16 protein-coding genes are annotated in these 15,267 nt (G+C 62.3%); 15 read left to right on the top strand and 1 reads right to left on the bottom strand.

What is annotated here, in order from left to right:
* Positions 1-18 precede the first annotated feature (18 nt).
* A complete protein-coding gene (locus tag KS03_RS00165; RefSeq protein ID WP_012732800.1) occupies positions 19-309 on the bottom strand; it encodes a DUF427 domain-containing protein in 291 nt (96 codons plus the stop codon).
* Between the two features lie 289 nt (positions 310-598).
* On the opposite strand from KS03_RS00165, the gene KS03_RS00160 reads away from it, so the two are divergent.
* The 15 genes from KS03_RS00160 to KS03_RS00090 all read left to right on the top strand — a co-directional run bounded on the left by KS03_RS00160 (position 599) and on the right by KS03_RS00090 (position 15,253).
* Entirely contained in the window at positions 599-3,580 is a 2,982-nt protein-coding gene (locus KS03_RS00160; RefSeq protein WP_035977131.1) for a Tn3 family transposase, read from the top strand.
* A 7-nt stretch (positions 3,581-3,587) separates the two neighbouring features.
* The gene (locus KS03_RS29095; RefSeq protein WP_017432449.1) at positions 3,588-4,007 is read left to right on the top strand and encodes a hypothetical protein; all 420 of its coding nucleotides are present in this window, start codon (positions 3,588-3,590) and stop codon (positions 4,005-4,007) included.
* A gap of 946 nt (positions 4,008-4,953) precedes the next feature.
* A complete protein-coding gene (locus tag KS03_RS00150; RefSeq protein WP_232252304.1) occupies positions 4,954-6,108 on the top strand; it encodes a ParA family protein in 1,155 nt (384 codons plus the stop codon).
* 2 nt (positions 6,109-6,110) lie between these two features.
* On the top strand, positions 6,111-7,190 hold the full coding sequence (locus KS03_RS29090; protein WP_012732706.1) for a ParB/RepB/Spo0J family partition protein: 1,080 nt from the start codon (positions 6,111-6,113) through the stop codon (positions 7,188-7,190).
* Between the two features lie 336 nt (positions 7,191-7,526).
* The gene (locus tag KS03_RS28875; protein WP_080942728.1) at positions 7,527-8,858 is read left to right on the top strand and encodes a replication protein O; all 1,332 of its coding nucleotides are present in this window, start codon (positions 7,527-7,529) and stop codon (positions 8,856-8,858) included.
* Between the two features lie 121 nt (positions 8,859-8,979).
* Positions 8,980-9,306 carry a hypothetical protein gene (locus KS03_RS00135; RefSeq protein ID WP_127913985.1) on the top strand — a complete coding sequence of 109 codons (327 nt, stop codon included), beginning with the start codon at positions 8,980-8,982 and terminating at the stop codon, positions 9,304-9,306.
* Between the two features lie 539 nt (positions 9,307-9,845).
* Positions 9,846-10,031, top strand: a complete 186-nt coding sequence (locus tag KS03_RS00130) for a hypothetical protein (RefSeq protein WP_017432454.1) — start codon at positions 9,846-9,848, stop codon at positions 10,029-10,031.
* 147 nt (positions 10,032-10,178) lie between these two features.
* Complete coding sequence (locus tag KS03_RS00125; protein ID WP_012732708.1) at positions 10,179-10,595, top strand: DUF2384 domain-containing protein; 417 nt, start codon at positions 10,179-10,181, stop codon at positions 10,593-10,595.
* Positions 10,592-11,125 (top strand): RES family NAD+ phosphorylase, encoded by a 534-nt coding sequence (locus KS03_RS00120; RefSeq protein ID WP_012732709.1) that lies wholly within the window; start codon positions 10,592-10,594, stop codon positions 11,123-11,125. The genes KS03_RS00125 and KS03_RS00120 overlap by 4 nt, the downstream gene beginning before the upstream one ends.
* Before the next feature lie 169 nt (positions 11,126-11,294).
* A complete protein-coding gene (locus tag KS03_RS00115; RefSeq protein WP_017432455.1) occupies positions 11,295-11,483 on the top strand; it encodes a hypothetical protein in 189 nt (62 codons plus the stop codon).
* Between the two features lie 751 nt (positions 11,484-12,234).
* Positions 12,235-12,519 carry a hypothetical protein gene (locus KS03_RS00110; RefSeq protein ID WP_017432347.1) on the top strand — a complete coding sequence of 95 codons (285 nt, stop codon included), beginning with the start codon at positions 12,235-12,237 and terminating at the stop codon, positions 12,517-12,519.
* A 13-nt stretch (positions 12,520-12,532) separates the two neighbouring features.
* A complete protein-coding gene (locus KS03_RS30700; RefSeq protein WP_124837682.1) occupies positions 12,533-12,775 on the top strand; it encodes a hypothetical protein in 243 nt (80 codons plus the stop codon).
* Positions 12,772-13,017 (top strand): hypothetical protein, encoded by a 246-nt coding sequence (locus tag KS03_RS00100; RefSeq protein ID WP_127913916.1) that lies wholly within the window; start codon positions 12,772-12,774, stop codon positions 13,015-13,017. The genes KS03_RS30700 and KS03_RS00100 overlap by 4 nt, the downstream gene beginning before the upstream one ends.
* A 56-nt stretch (positions 13,018-13,073) precedes the next feature.
* Positions 13,074-13,415 carry a hypothetical protein gene (locus KS03_RS00095; RefSeq protein ID WP_012732710.1) on the top strand — a complete coding sequence of 114 codons (342 nt, stop codon included), beginning with the start codon at positions 13,074-13,076 and terminating at the stop codon, positions 13,413-13,415.
* 2 nt (positions 13,416-13,417) lie between these two features.
* Positions 13,418-15,253, top strand: a complete 1,836-nt coding sequence (locus KS03_RS00090) for a site-specific integrase (RefSeq protein ID WP_045678669.1) — start codon at positions 13,418-13,420, stop codon at positions 15,251-15,253.
* The last annotated feature ends 14 nt before the right edge of the window (positions 15,254-15,267 follow it).

The raw sequence follows: 15,267 nt of genomic DNA, 5'->3' as shown, positions 1-15,267 counted from the left end.
ACTCCGTTTTTTTGCTGACTATTGCCGTACTTCGACGCCATGCCAGAATGCAACGTAGCCGGCAATGTGTTTCGCCAGAAAACGCGGATTGGCGTAGTACCACGCGGCGCCGGAGTTGATCTTGTCATCCACGACAATATCGTAGTAGTTGGCCCGGCCTTTCCAGAAGCACGTCGTTTCCCAGGGGCTCGGTTGAAAGTATTGGTGATGAAGCGCATCCGGTGGGAAATAGACATTCCCCTCGACCCTCTTTACCGCGTACTCCGATGCTTCGGCAATCACGGCACCATTCCATATCGCCTGGATCATGACTGCTCCTGTTTGTTCACCTTGTTAGACGCGCGATGCCGCACAGGTTTACAAATGGCTCCCCAAAGATAGACACGTAGCGCAGGTTGTCGCGCACGCGGGTGACCGGCTTGGATTCGCCGGACAGTGCCGCGCGCAGGGGCATGACTGGTACGCGAACGTTCCATCCAGTATGGACTTGCGCGGCGTAGCGTTTCCGCGCGCCTCGGGCAATCGACTATCAGTATGTCGGCGCCGGCCTTCCGGAAGAAGCGTGGCTGTCCACATACCGATTGTTGTCTTGGAAAAGATGACCAAAATTCATGAAACCGCGTACCCGGTACTCCCGGCGGAACTGGAAGAATCGGAATTGCGAACGGTCTACACGCCAAGTGCGGCCGAGATCCGGTTCGTCTTTGGTCAGTTCCGCCAAGCGCCGACGCGCGTGCTGATCCTCGCGCAACTGAAGCTGCTGCAGCGTCTCGGGTACATACCGGTGATCTCCGACGTGCCGCCCGCGATCATCGAGCACATGTGTGCCGTGCTCGGCGTCCGCCCGCTGCCGCGCACAACGCTCGCACGCTACGACCGCTCGGGTAGTAAATCCCGGCACCAGAAAATCCTGCGCGAGTTCGTCCGGATTCTCCCAGTCGACAACGCAGTCCACGCATGGCTGGCCGAATTAGCCGGCCATGCGGCCCGGACCAAGGCGGAATTACCGGACATCGTCAACGTGATGCTCGAAGAGCTGGTTCGGCGCCGCTACGAATTGCCGCCGCTTGCGACGCTCACGCGGATTGCCAGCCACGCTCGCAGCCAGCTCCATGAATCGATTTATCGCACCTTCGTCGACTCGCTCGACGACAGATTGAAGGATCGGATCGACACGCTATTTCAGGTCCGGCGCGGACGAACACCGTGGGACGAACTCAAGCGCGAACCGAAGCGGCCCGGGCCACGGGAGATCGCAAGTTTCCTCGAGCACATTCAGGCCATGAATGCGTTGGCGGAGGGCTTACCACCCGTGCCAAGCATGCTCTCGGTCCCGAAGCGCATGCAGTTCGTCACCGAAGCTCGTGCGCTGGACGTTCACGAAATGCGAGCGCTGAAGCCAGCCAAGCGCTACACGCTCGCAGTGCTGTTCATGCACGCGCAACGCCAAAAAGCGCTCGACGACGTCGCCGAGATTTTGATCAAGACCGTGCGCAACCTCGAGCACACCGCCAAGCTGCGACTTCAGCAGTACCAGCTCGCGCATGCCGACCAGTTGCATTCGCTTGTCGGCCAGTTTCGCGACGTCTTGAACGTGCTGCAGGACGATGCAACGCCCGCAGCCGTACGCATCGCACAGATGCGTTCAGCATTGAACAACGACCCCGATGCCGTCCTGATTCGCTGCAACGAGCATATCGCGCAGGCCGGCAATCATATCTTTCCATTCCTGCTCGCGCCGTACAAGAGTCTGCGATCATTGTTGTTTCAATGTGTCGAACAACTTTCGCTGAAACCCAGCTCGCAGGACGACGCATTGCTACGGGCTCTCGAGTGGATCAAACAGCTGCGCACGTCGCGACGCGAATATCTGCTGCTCAGCGACACCGATCTCGCGCAATTGCCGCTCGACTGGGTCCCGGAGAAGTGGGAGCGATGCGTGTTTCCGGACGGCCGATCGGCGCGCCTGCTGCACCGGAAATATTTCGAGCTCTGCGTGTTCGGGCAGCTCATGCGGGAACTGAATTCCGGTGACGTGTTCGTCGAGGGCAGTGATCAATACGACGATCCCCGCGAACACCAGGTGTCGTGGGAAGAATTCCGCGACGAACTGCCACGCTACAGCGAACTCGTCGATTACCCGGTCGACAGCCGGGTCTTTGTTCAGAAATTGAAGGATGAACTCGGCACGCTGGCCGACAAGGTCGATGCGGGTTTCCCCGAAAACGACCATGTCGAGATCGGCGCGCAGGGTCTTATCCTCCATCGACTCGACAAGAAACCCGACCCGCCCAACCGAACCCTGATCGACCAGGCGATTACCGCCTCAATGCGGCCGGTCAGCATCCTGGATATCCTCACCGAAACCGAACAATGGCTCGATCTGCACCGGCTCTTCGGTCCGCTCTCCGGATTCGAGGCGAAGGTCGACGACCCGCGTAAGCGCTTCATCACGACGTTGTTCTGCTATGGCTGCAATCTCGGGCCGACGCAGACCGCGCGCTCGGTCAAGAATCTGAGCCGCAAGCAAGTAGCGTGGCTGAACCTGAAGCACGTCACCGAAGAACGGCTCGACAAGGCGATCGTCAAGGTGATCAACGCGTACAACCAGTTCGCGTTGCCGAAATTCTGGGGTTCGGGCAAGCGGGTGTCGGCCGATGGCACGAAGTGGAATCTGTACGAGCAGAACCTGCTGTCGGAATACCACATCCGGTATGGTGGCTATGGCGGGATCGGTTACTACCACGTGTCCGACATGTACATTGCGCTGTTCAGCCACTTCATTCCGTGCGGTGTCCACGAGGCGGTGTACATCCTCGACGGGTTGATCAAGAACGCCTCCGACGTGCAGCCCGATACCGTTCACGGCGACACGCACGCGCAGAGCGCGCCGGTTTTCGCGCTCGCGCATCTGCTCGGGATCAATCTGATGCCACGCATCCGCGACATCAAGGAACTGGTGTTCTACAAAGCCGATCGTCGCCGACGCTACAAAAACATCGAGTCGCTGTTCCGGGCCAGCATCGACTGGACCCTGATCGAGCGGCATTTCCCCGACATGCTGCGCGTCGCGGTGTCGATCAAGGCAGGGCGGATGACGCCGTCAACGATCCTGCGCCGGCTCGGTTCCGAGAGCGTCAAGAACAAGCTGTACTTCGCCTTCCGCGAACTCGGCCGCGTGATCCGCACGATGTTCCTGCTGCGCTACATCAACGATCCGGAGATGCGCCAGACCATTCACGCGGCGACGAACAAGAGCGAGCAGTTCAACGACTTCGCGAAATGGCTAATGTTCGGCGGCGAAGTGATTGCCGAAAATCTCCGGCACGAGCAGCGCAAGGTCATCAAGTACAACCAGCTCGTCGCCAACATGGTGATTCTCTACAACGTGCAGTGGATGTCGCGCAAACTCAAGGCGATGCAGGACAAGGGGCTGCCGATCGACGCCGAGGTGCTGCAGGTGCTTTCGCCGTATCGGCGCGAACACATCAACCGACTCGGCTCCTATTTGCTGGATCTCCAGCGTAGGGCCTTGCCGCTCGACTCAAGCATCAATTTCTCTTTCAAATCAGTCGCGTAACTCCATTTTGGCGAAAATTTCACGAATCCCGGCCGACCCTCAGCAAGGGCCGCGCTACCGTGGCCTCGCCGCGATCCGCTACCTCTCCCCGGCGCTCTTCGAGCAATTCGGCCTGGGCAAGTGGCTGCGGCACGAGCGCACGCGCGCGCACCTGCGGGCACAGCGCCGGCGCGACGCCGCTCGTAAGCGCGAGCGCAAGCATGGCGCTGCCGCCGGAGCTGGCCAGCTGCTCGAGCAGCTCACGACCAAACTCGCGGCTGCACGAGCACGTGCGAAGTCGCGTGACGCGCTGGCTAGCGTCGACCACCATGCCGAATTCGAGCGCGCGGTAATGATCCGAGCCGGCCAGCTGAAAGAAGCGAACCCTGATTGGGATCGCGATCAGTGTTTCCGCGTCGCGCGCAGCCAGCTCTCTCCGCCAGGCTAACCTCTTCCCCTGACGTTATGTAGCACCTGCCGATCGCCACCGCGAGGCCGGCGCACGTCCACTTGCTGGCAGAACAGTCTTGTCGGCGCCGTGAGTGGCCGTAGAACGGGCGCCGGAGACGCAATTTCGCGCTGGAGGCAGGCGCGTCCCGGGCGTCGCTGTGGATAAATGCGGTTAAGTGTCGGGGTCGGGAACAGTTAAGTGTCGGAGCTTAGTCAGAACCTATCTCTATCTACCCTAGATCGAGCTGAGGCTACGCCTCAGAGGGGCGGGCGAGCCCGCGAACGAAAAGGCGCCGCGGCAATACGGCCGTCCTCCGGCGGGCACTAATCGCTACGGCGGGCAAGCCCGCCGCACCGCTAAGTGCGCGTAAATCATCCGATGCCGGATTCTCCGGCATCGGCCTCAACGCGCGCGTGTGCGCGCCTTCCGCCCGGAACCTGTCTCGCAAGACCACCGCAGTCTAGCTTTGCAGGGAGAGGGCTAATACGCAACTAACGGTCTTACCGTAAACAAACTTGCAATACAGCCCACGGTACGTTCATCTCCAGCTACCAAAAGCACAAGCGACGAAATATCGCCAGCAACTTCGTCTACAGCAGCGCCTTAGCACTAAGGCGAAATTCCGAGCCGCCCCCGGCCCGATCCGAGCAGGAGTGGGCTCAAACCTCAACCAAAGTCTCGCAATCGTCTCGTGAGCCCCGCGGGATAAGCACCAAGGCGGCAAAAGTTAACTTGCGCGGGCTGATGTAAACCTCTATTCTTCATCGCAATTCAGCACTCTGTCATGGAATTCATAAAATGTGCTGACTTCCTAACCGGGTGCTGAGTAACGCATGCGCCAGATCGCCAAGGTGGCATCATGAACACAAACATACGTGGGCGGGAATCCAAGCCGTCTAGCAAGATATCGATTCAATTGAAGCACGCAGCTCCCCGAATTCCCTTGACCGGCATCCGCGACATCGCCCTGACGGCAAGCAATATGCTGATCGATGTTCGCGAAAACATGCTCGCGCCGCACCCTCGCAAGAACCCACCGGTCTATACGACAACGCAGCTCGCCGAGCTATGTCAGCTCGACACCGATCGAAACAAGATGGGTTACTTGCTGCGAACGGAAACGGATCTTCCACAAGGAACGCTACGCAACAGCCGCCAGCGCGAATTCACGCTGGCCGAAGCCCGCCAGTGGATTGAGCGACACGCCCCCTATGCTAAGCGCCCCGACAATGTCAAAGGTAAGAAAATAGCCATTGGCAATTTTAAAGGGGGGGTAAGCAAGACGACCACGGCAATGACCCTTGCGCAAGGGTTATCGCTCTTTGGGCGGAAGGTTCTGCTCGTTGACCTCGATCCACAGGCATCACTTACAGCGCTCAATGGCATCTTGGCCGATAGTGAAGTGATTGAGGAGCACACTGTGCTCCCTCTCATCTATGGGGAACAGTCAGATCTCGAATACGCTATTCAAGCGACCTATTGGGATGGAGTTCATCTGATCCCGGCAAGTGCGGCGCTCTTCGGTGCAGAGTTCTTCCTGCCGTTCAAGCAATCCAAGGATCACACCTTCCAGTTCTGGAACGTGCTTAACTGCGGACTCGAGCCGCTACTCGAATACTACGATGTCGTCGTTATCGATACGCCGCCCGCTTTGTCGTACCTAACCATCAATGCATTTATGGCGGCCGACGGCCTAATCGTGCCGACTCCGCCAAGCGCTTTGGATTATGCCTCGTCGACCCAGTTTTGGAGCTTGTTCGCGGATCTGTCCGAGAGCATGGCGAAAGTCGCCCCTGCTGCGGCAGAGAAGCACTTTGATTTTATAAACGTCTTACTGGCCAAGGTCGACCACTCACAGACAGCGACTCCCATCGTGCGAGATTGGATCAATAAGACCTACGAAGGACTTGTTCTCCCTATCGAAATTCCGACGACGGCTGTTACACAAAGTGCCGCTGCCGAATTTGGAACGGTCTATGACATCTCTCGCTACCAGGGCAGTCTTAAGACATATCAGCGAGCGCGTGAGGCATACGACAGGTTTTCACGAATCGTGGATCAGCAACTCGTCTCGCTTTGGTTGTCAGAACAGGAGTGACTATGACTATCAAAGACCGACTTGCCGCAAAGTCCCAAAATATTGGAACAACAGTTCGCGCTCCCCGCGCGGACGCGGACACGCCCGTACGGCCTAAGACGGCCCCAGGTCAGCTCATGGCTTCCATGCCGCTCCTCGCGGAGAAGGAACGTGAACTACAAGCCGCGTTGTCACGTGCAGAAGCGGCCGAACGGGAGGGTTCACCTCATCAGCAAGAGGAGATCGAGCGGCTCAGACGGGAGTTGATCGCCGCGAAATCCACCGGCACGGCCATCGACATACCGGTCTCCGAGCTACATGAGGTCGCTGGACGTCGTCGATTTATGCCTCGCGAGAAATATGTTGAACTGCGCGAAAACCTGCGCCACAACCCTCTCGTTCAGCCAATCATCGTCCTGCCTAGAAACGAGGGTGGATTCGAAATTCAATCGGGACACCATCGCTGGGATGCATACAAGGAGCTAGGCCGACGTTCGGTGAAGTGTGTGCTAGGAGATCCCACGGGCTCGGATTCCGACATTGGAGCCTTCAATGCCAATCTGATGCAGTCCGACCTGACGGACTACGAGAAATATAAGGGGCTGAAACTCATCCTCAGCCGATACCCTGAAATGTCTCAAGCACAGCTCGTCGAGCGGACAGGCATCCCGAAAGCATCAGTTTCTCGTTTGATGTCTTTTGGCGAACTTCCGCCGACAGCTATTGCTCGCCTTGAAGAGCTACCCAGTCTGATGGGGGCTACCGCGGGAGGCAAATTTGCCGCGTTAGTTCGGGAGGGAAAGGAGGCGGCCGTCGTTGAAGCGATCGAACTGTTGGCGACCAACAAGATCGACGAAACACAAGCCGTCAAGCTCGCTTCCAGATCAACCAAGCAAGGAAAGTCCGAAGCCGTGCCAAAGGCGGAGACACACAAGTTCAAGATCGGAAAGAGTGTCTATTGCGACATGCGCATGACCGGCAAGCTTGTCCGTTTGGAATTTCAGAGTGAGGATGAAGCGCGCGCGGTGCAGGCCGCAATCAAAGAAGTCGTGGAAGCGCGCCGGCAGGAGAAGTGTGGCGAATCCGGCGTTGTGAAAAAATAATTTTCTTTAAAATCAAGCAGTTCCAAGTTGGAACCGGTGATGGCATGGCGCACTGACGTCACCACCGGCGGTCGACGAGAGCACCAAAAGTCCTTGCAAATCAAGCAGTTCCAAGTTGGAACAAATTCAACGGAGCATCGATGAGATAACACTTAGAGAAAGACAAAGGCCCTCGGCTGGAACCGGGGGCCTTTGAAAATCGGGCTTGACCTAAGTCGCACCCTGCTGCTCTCCTCCGGCTGGAACCGGGATCGAGTCGAGACAACTCGGAGTTTAGCGGATCGCGAACGACAGTCAAGCATAGATCATCCATTTTTCGAGAAATGGACGCTTGAAATGTCTATCGCGCAACGTGAGGTTGCTGGCGAGGATCGTTTTCATCCTGACGCCGTTGAACCCGGAAATAGAACGCCTGCAGAGCTGACCTGCTCCGCTCGCAACCTCCCCTATCAAACGCTACGCGCGCACCAGCGTGCCTTGAGCGTCACCGGCCTGCCGCAACGTGCCCGCTGCGCACTCGCCGCCCTCGCCCAGACCGTCGATCGCCGCAAACCGCTTGCGTCCATCTTCGCCCATCGCGACTACTTGGCGGCCCGAGCGGGTCTCTCCGAGCGCACGTGGTATCGCGCCGAGCACGACCTGGTCGAGGCCGGGCTGATCACCATCGCGGAGCAGACTCGCAAGCCACGCCACGCCCGCTTCGGGGCGGCCTACATCTATCTCACGGAAACCGCGGCTACCCTACTCGGCCTCATCGGTCGCGAGGCCACGCTCGGCAAGCGCGCGTCCTCAGCTCCGAAGCACGCCGTTGCATCAGACGCGGAACCGGCCACGGACGAGGCCGCCCGGTCCCCGACCGTCGGCCCTTCGACGCACGACAGCCGCCGCAGCCAGGAGCAGTCCGCCGGCACCGACACGACCTATTCGCACGCCTCACCGTCTGCCAGCTTGGCAGACCCGTATACAAACGTTTATCGACCCCCTACTGCTTTTCAAAAGAGACAACAGGCGCGGCTGCCTTCGGATGTCCAACCGCTGCTGAGCCTGGGATTTCATGAGAACTACATCTTCAAGCTCATGAAGCTCGCCCGCGTCGAGCATCAAAAGCGCTTGGGCGACGTGATCGAGGCGTGCTGGGAGAGTCTGAAACAAGCCAAGCGACCGATCCCCTACCTGCGCACCCTCCTCCGCAGTCCGACCGATTTCGCCTGGCTCGCGAGCCAGCGCCGAACCGCCCGCCTGACTGCGCACGCACTCGAGCAAGCGCGGACCGAACTGGAGCAGGCCGCTCGCGAGATGGCCGGCTGCGCGTTTGTCAGCCGGGGTGGCAACGTGCGGTACCGGATCAGCGAGGACGGACGGGTCCTGACCAGCCACGATGTTCGAGAGGGCCGCGAGCGCGTCGCGACAACGGGCTGGTTGCCAGGATTCGTACAGGCGCTCCGGGACGGGGCGGTGTTGCCCTGGCGTGCCGATGCCAATGCCACCACGGCCGGTTCCTGCGTGGCAGAGGGCAGCTCGAGGCGCGCGGGAAGGGCGCCAACGAATGCCCCTAGCAGCTTGGCGTCAAGCACGAGTGTTGGCAGCGTCGCGCTGATGCGCGCACAGCTTCGGGCGATCACGGCGGGACTACGCGGGAACCGGGCCCTGGTCGCCGAGCCACACTGAAGAAGCTACCTGCGACCTGGGCATCCCGAATGCCGCGACCCCGCGCAGCAACAGCCTCGACGGCGAGCGCCCCATTGCGCTACCGTATCGGGTGATTCCCATGAATACCCGGGGCTACGTCATGAAAGAAGGCTACGTTGTCGCCATGCACTCGAAGCGTTCGTCCCACGACCACGAGTGCCGGGTCATCACGCTACGACAGACTTCCCGCGCGATTCGGTTGGTGCTGGAAGACGACGCGCTGGACGATTCGGAGCGAGCCGCCCTGAAGGCAGCGATCTTCATTGTCGATAAACTAGCTGGGACCCACCGCCGGGCAGCGACGATTCGCCGTGACGACGAGGACCTTTCGCCCGTGTCAGAGACAGCTCTCCGAGAGTCCGCCCAGGCGAGCGGAACGGATGAGACAGGCGCGGTACCTGAACGTGTAGAGAAGGGCACGCACTAGCTTATATTGCCCTCTTAGTGGACCGTGACGTCCAGCTGAAGCGCCGCGTTTCCCCTGGGGTTCGCGCTAAATGACGGGACCATCTGCGCTCTCGAGGCGAGCCTCACGGTCGGTGAACGCCGCTTGTTGAGCTGGGCGACGCGCTCGGCGCCGGCGCGTGGGGTGTGACTGGCCGGCAACGGTTGCCGCGATTCGGCCTTGTCAGCAGCCCCACAAAAAAAACGCCGATGAATCGACAGGGCGAATTCATCGGCGAGCACCATTGGGTGGAAGACACGAGGTTCAAAGCGGGCCCCCGTTGAACCCATCGTAATCGAACGAAATTCCGAATGGTGATCGAACTGTCACAACCGTAACGGATGTGTCGCACGGGGTGGCGCGGGCGCGACGCCGCGCGCGGTCGATCCCGCGCCGGGATCTCGGTCGCCGGCCCGAGCAACGGTCGGCAGCTGCCGCGAAGAACCCACAAGAGGAATCGCAGCGCCGGCGGCGGAACAATGCCCCCCATTGCCGGCCTTCGGCGCTCTGTCCTGACCACCATGCTCGAACATCTTCTTCGTCTGCTCACCGCCGTCCGTCGCCTGATCGTGACCGCCCATCGCCACTTGGCGGGCGCGCTGTGCGTGTTGCTGCTCGCCGGGTTCATCTGCGGGGGCTTCGCCCTGGCCGTGCTGCTCGCCGCGCTCGATCTGGGGCGGTCGGCCCTCGCGCTGGCGGGCGGCTAGGCGGGCAGGGGAGGGGGCGCGGCGGGCGCCGCCGGTGGGAGATAGGCAAATCGCACAGGTGATAACTATGCTTACCAGGGGTGGTGCGTTGAAGCGTGTTATGTGCTATAAGTGTTCATAAATTGTGCATAAAAGGAGCGCGATTTCATGAGCACTCTCGCAGCAGCGCGAGCCCCCGCCGGCGGTCCGGCCCTGGCAAACTTTGACGCGTTTCTCAGCGCGCTACGCGAGCCGGACACGGCCGCTCCCGTGCTGTCGGCTCGTCGCTACGTGGCGGCCCTCAACATCGACCTGCAGACGCTCGCGGACCAGGCTCACGTCCATCGCAACACCGTCGCGCGCGCGCCGCAGTCAGCCAGCGTCCAGCAGTTTCTGCGCGAGGCGATTCGCGTGATCCGAGCCGCGACGGATCTGTCGGGCGACGTTCAACGCGCGCTGTTCTGGTATCGCAACGAGCCTCTGGCCGTCTTCGATTACCAGACGGCCGAAACGCTGGTGTCGGCAGGGCGCGCCGATGACGTTGTGCGCTATGTGGCATCGCTCGAGGCGGGCGCCGCCGGATGATCCTCACGCCGTTGCAGGACATCACGGCCTATCGCATGCATGTGCCCAAGTGGGCCGTCGCGCCCACCAGCGGCGCTGGCGCGGCCAAGGCCGGGGGGCGGGCCAACCGGATCGGTACGCCAGCGTTGTACCTGGCGCTGGAGGCGGCCACCGCGGTGGCCGAGTACCAGCAGCTGTCGCCCCTGTTGCCGCCGGGCACGTTGGTGAGCTATCGCGTCACGGCCACGCCCGTGGTCGATTTCACCGGCGGCTACCGTGTGGATCTCTGGCCGCCCCTCTGGGAGTCGTTCTTCTGCGACTGGCGGCATGACTGGTTCAACGCGCGCATTGAGCCGCCCAGCTGGGTACTCGGCGACGAGGCAATCGCCTCCGGCGCCAAGGGCATCCTGTTTCGCTCGACGCAGGCCGCCGGCGGCACGAACTTGGTGCTGTTCGTCGACCAGTTGGGGGAGGGCGATCGCGTGGATGTTCACGACCCGGCCGGCGCCTTGCCGCGCGATCAAGCGTCGTGGGTTGACTCGCCCGAATGACGCTTATCCTAGCGGGCCGGCGGCCATTGGCGCGCCAGGTGTGCCTCGATACACTGCGATAAGCCGTTCAGTGTTGCCGCTCGCGGAGCGCGCGTTGTTGATGAATCATTCATAGCGCCCGCGAGATCGACGGCTGTCGTGGGCGCTGACCTTTCAATGGAGTAAGCGTATGACCACGAAGATGCAGGAAGACATTGTCGACTGGCTTCAGCAGCACGGGAATGGGGCGTTTTCTAAGCTTCAGTTGCATTTTGTCCGTACCGGGCGATCGCAGGAATTCCGCCCCGCGATTGAGGCGCTGTTGGAGGCTGGGCGGGTCGCTATCATCGGCGATGCTGTGAAGTTGATCGACAAGTAACGGAGACGACCGCTCACGCAAGGAAAGTTGTTGCCACTCGCGACACCCTCGATATCCCCTGGAAACCCTTGTCGCGCAAGGCTGGGGGGCTAAATCTCGATTCAACTAAAGTTGGATGTATCGGCGTTTCGCCGTCAACTAAAGTTGTATCCCGATGCGCGATTTCAACTAATTTTGTGTCGCAATGAATGAGCGGCCGAGCTGCGGGTGCCGGCGTGGTTCAGCGACGACACGCCGCGCAGATGGCTGTCCGAGGCCGCTGCGCCAGAAACGAGGCAGGCGGGGGACGAGTGCGGCACCGCCCGCGGTTCCTGCCGGCCGATGATAGGCACAACATTAGTTGAAACGTAGCCACAACTTTAGTTGTGCGAGCGATTACCCGGCCTCGGCCGGGTTTTTTGGGCGTGTCATCAAGTCCGCTAAGCACCATTAGCAGACTTGAAATTAATGTCGTAAAATCACCTAGGATCGAATTATGTCTCATTGAATATAGGGTAAACCCTTGCTTTGACGGGCGGGGTTGGCTGCCGCTGAGACCGGCAGAGGAGGGCGGGCCGCTGCGGCTGAGCATTCGGCCTCGTCGTCAAACCCTTCCCCCTCACCGTCCCACAAACGCGACGCGTGATGGGTGAGTGGGCTGCGTTCAACGGCGCCGGCTGGTAAGGCGCTCGGCGCCGAGCCCGCCACCGATGGGATCTTGGGACGCCAACCCGTGTCGTATCTTGTGTTTTGTCCTTGCTCGAGGTTCGTGATGCCGCACCGCCAGATGATGACGGCGCGCCACCTGACGGATCGCACCGAATCGTGTATCCGTGAATGCCTGGCCGACGCCGAACGCAGTTCCCACCCGAACCGCAAGCAGATGTATCAAGACTTCGCCAACGGGGCGTTCGTGCTCTGGAATCGCCTGATGCAGGACCTGGCGGATCCAGCCGATCCGTTGGCGACCGCGGAGTTCGAAGCCGACCAGGCGCGTCTGAACGCCTTGATCGGCGACGCGCCTCCGCCGCGTGAGGCGGCCCCGTCAGGGAATTAACCAAGGAGTGATCGTGAACTCAGGCCTGACATACCCCCAGCTCACCACGCACACACTCAATGAAGTGCTTCGGCATCTTGTCGATGCTGAGCAAGGCGGCATCGGTGGCGCTCAAGTCGCCGAGGGTCGTGCGCGGGGCGCGTTCGACCTTTGGTGTTCGCTCGTTCAGGTACTGCTCGCCGCGAAGGATCCAGCCGCCTCGAACTATCGGTACGACGAAGCGCGGCTGCGCCATATGCTGGCGTTGCCGCGATGAGCGCCGTGCCTTCCGGGCACGCTCGTGACCGCCGATCCCGTTTCGGACTGCGTGCCGTCGTGGCGATTCAGCGCCGCTTCAAGCGGCAACTCGTGGTGCTGCTGTTGCTGCTCGTGAGCGGTTGTACGGCGTCGGCAAGGCCGGCGCCCTTGGCCGATGAGTCGCCCGAGCGCATCGCGCGTGACGCGGCGCGGCGGGCAGCCGCCGGCCCGGTCCAATCGGTATCCGACTACCTGACGTGATCCTCGTCTCGCGCGGGATTTCCGCTAGTCCCGCGAGACCCCACAGACAACGACCTATGAATCGTCCTACCATCACCTCCAGCACCTCGGCCCGCCGCGTCGACGGCATCGTGTTCGAGATCGCGCTGGCCATCGGTCTGCGAGTCGAGGTGATCGGCGTGCCGTTCACGTACCGCGATCGCACGTTCGCCGTCCACCGATCCAGTCGCTCGCGTTCGATCACGAGCGTTGAATACTCGGTGTCGGACGTCGAGACAGGCCGCAGCATTCCGCAGGTGGCGGCGGCCACCATCGACCAGGCACGCGAGGCCGCGATCCTGGCTCTCGACGCCGTGGCGGAGGCCGACTGGTGCAAGCAGTTCGCCGCGCCTGCCCGTCGCAAGACGGCCCGGGCCTGACGATGGCCAATCGCCCCCAGCAGCTCGAGCTGCCGCCGCCCCGAACCTATTCGCGCACCGAATTCACGGCGCTGCGCGCGCGCGTAAAAGGGCTGCCGATCGCGACCATTGCTCGGCTGTACTTCGACCCGGAAGAACACGAGGTGCTGGACGTCGAGCGTCTGCTGCGCACCATGCGCGACGACCTGGTGTCGATCGCGCTGCGCGAGGGCTCGTCCGTCCTGGTTGAGCACCTGCAGGCGTCGATCCGCAAGTACGGCGAGCCGCGCCTGACTCCCGTGTCGCTGCAGATGATCGAGCTGGCGGCCGGCAGTTGGGCCAAGGCCGCGCCGGCGGCGAATCACGCCGTCGCGCGCTGGTTCCGGCCGCTGGTCGCACAGCGCCTGGCCGAGGTCGACGTGGCCACGGTGGGCGAGCTCGTCGCGTACTGCAACCGCCGAGGCGGCGCCTGGTGGCGCTCGGTACCGCGCATCGGCGTCGGTCGGGCGCGGGCGCTAGTGGCCTGGTTGCGCCGGCACGCCGAGACGATCGGCCAGACAGTGGACGCCGATGTCGATGGGGTCGATCCGTTGCTGGCCGCGCCCGAGACGCGCGTCGCGCTGCGTCGGGGCCAGCTGGTGCCGATCCACCGCCTGGTGGTGCCGCACGAGCTCGCCGGCGCCCGGGGCGCCAACCGCGCACCGGCGTTTCCCTACATCTCGGCCGCCCACGACCTGGACGCGGTGTTCGCGTACCTGCATCGTTACGACGGTCAGGCGGCCACCCAGCGCGCGTACTGGCGCGAACTCGAGCGCTTCGTGCTGTGGTGCGTGCTCGAGCGCGGCCGCCCGATGTCCTCGATCCTGGTCGACGACTGCGAAGCCTACAAGGCGTTTCTGGCCAACCCCTCGGACACGTTCCGTGGGCCGCCGGCCTCCCGTGCCTCGGGCCGCTGGCGCCCGTTCGCCCTGACGCCGCTGTCGCTCGACAGCCAGCGCTATGCCGTGCGCACGCTGCGCGCGGCGTTCGACTGGCTGGTGAAGGTGCGCTACCTGGCTGGCAACCCGTGGGTGGCCGTAACCGACCCAAAGCCCGTCAAGCGGGCGACCAAGCTGCAGGTCCAGCGGGCGCTACCGATCGACGTGTGGAGCCGGGTGCGCGCGGAACTCGCCGAGCGCGCCGAAGGCCTGGGGCCACAGGGCCCGGACTGGCGCGTGGCGCGTGCGTTGGTGCTGCTGATGGGCGACGCGGGCCTGAGAATCGAGGAGGCCGTGACGGTGGAGCGGGGCGGGCTGCAGTGGTGGCCTGCCGAGGACGACACGCCCGCGACCTGGATGCTGCGCTTGATCGGCAAGGGTAGCAAGGAGCGCATCGTGCCGCTGACCGAGGACACCGTGCAGGCACTGCGCGAGCACTGGCAGGACCGCGGCCTGGATCTGGACGCGCCCGGCGCCGCGGCCGACGGCGTGCCGCTGGTGGCGCCGACGGTGGTGCCGCCCACGCCGGCCAGTCGGGAAAAGTTCGGCGTGACCGAGACGGGGGAGGTGACGCGCGTGGCCGGCTATACCCCGCGCGCCGCACGGCGGGTCGTGACACGGGCCCTCAGGCGTCTGCTCGAGCAACTGCCGGATTGGGAGGAGTCGGCCCGCCGGCAGCTGGCCGTGACCTCGCCCCACGCGTTCCGGCACACGTTCGGCACGCAGTCGGCTGCGGCCGGCATGGCGATCGAGGTGCTGCAGCAGGTGCTGGGGCATGGCTCGCTGCAAACCACCACGATCTATGTCAACGCCGAGCAGCAGCGCATGCGCCAGGAAAGCGCGAAGTATCATGCGCGCTTGGCTGCCCGCCGAGCCAAGTAAGCGAGAGGCCGGCG

This window comes from Burkholderia glumae LMG 2196 = ATCC 33617 (genome assembly GCF_000960995.1).
Taxonomy (GTDB): Bacteria; Pseudomonadota; Gammaproteobacteria; order Burkholderiales; family Burkholderiaceae; genus Burkholderia; species Burkholderia glumae.
The sequence above is the reverse complement of the archived record's forward strand: the minus strand, read 5'-3'. Positions and strand labels throughout refer to the sequence as shown.

Coding starts and splice junctions, on each gene's coding strand:
- KS03_RS00165 (WP_012732800.1), bottom strand. CDS start 309: ATGATCCAGGCGATATGGAATGGTGCCGTGATTGCCGAAGCATCGGAG.
- KS03_RS00160 (WP_035977131.1), top strand. CDS start 599: ATGACCAAAATTCATGAAACCGCGTACCCGGTACTCCCGGCGGAACTG.
- KS03_RS29090 (WP_012732706.1), top strand. CDS start 6,111: ATGACTATCAAAGACCGACTTGCCGCAAAGTCCCAAAATATTGGAACA.
- KS03_RS28875 (WP_080942728.1), top strand. CDS start 7,527: ATGTCTATCGCGCAACGTGAGGTTGCTGGCGAGGATCGTTTTCATCCT.
- KS03_RS00135 (WP_127913985.1), top strand. CDS start 8,980: ATGAAAGAAGGCTACGTTGTCGCCATGCACTCGAAGCGTTCGTCCCAC.
- KS03_RS00130 (WP_017432454.1), top strand. CDS start 9,846: ATGCTCGAACATCTTCTTCGTCTGCTCACCGCCGTCCGTCGCCTGATC.
- KS03_RS00125 (WP_012732708.1), top strand. CDS start 10,179: ATGAGCACTCTCGCAGCAGCGCGAGCCCCCGCCGGCGGTCCGGCCCTG.
- KS03_RS00120 (WP_012732709.1), top strand. CDS start 10,592: ATGATCCTCACGCCGTTGCAGGACATCACGGCCTATCGCATGCATGTG.
- KS03_RS00115 (WP_017432455.1), top strand. CDS start 11,295: ATGACCACGAAGATGCAGGAAGACATTGTCGACTGGCTTCAGCAGCAC.
- KS03_RS00110 (WP_017432347.1), top strand. CDS start 12,235: ATGCCGCACCGCCAGATGATGACGGCGCGCCACCTGACGGATCGCACC.
- KS03_RS00100 (WP_127913916.1), top strand. CDS start 12,772: ATGAGCGCCGTGCCTTCCGGGCACGCTCGTGACCGCCGATCCCGTTTC.
- KS03_RS00095 (WP_012732710.1), top strand. CDS start 13,074: ATGAATCGTCCTACCATCACCTCCAGCACCTCGGCCCGCCGCGTCGAC.
- KS03_RS00090 (WP_045678669.1), top strand. CDS start 13,418: ATGGCCAATCGCCCCCAGCAGCTCGAGCTGCCGCCGCCCCGAACCTAT.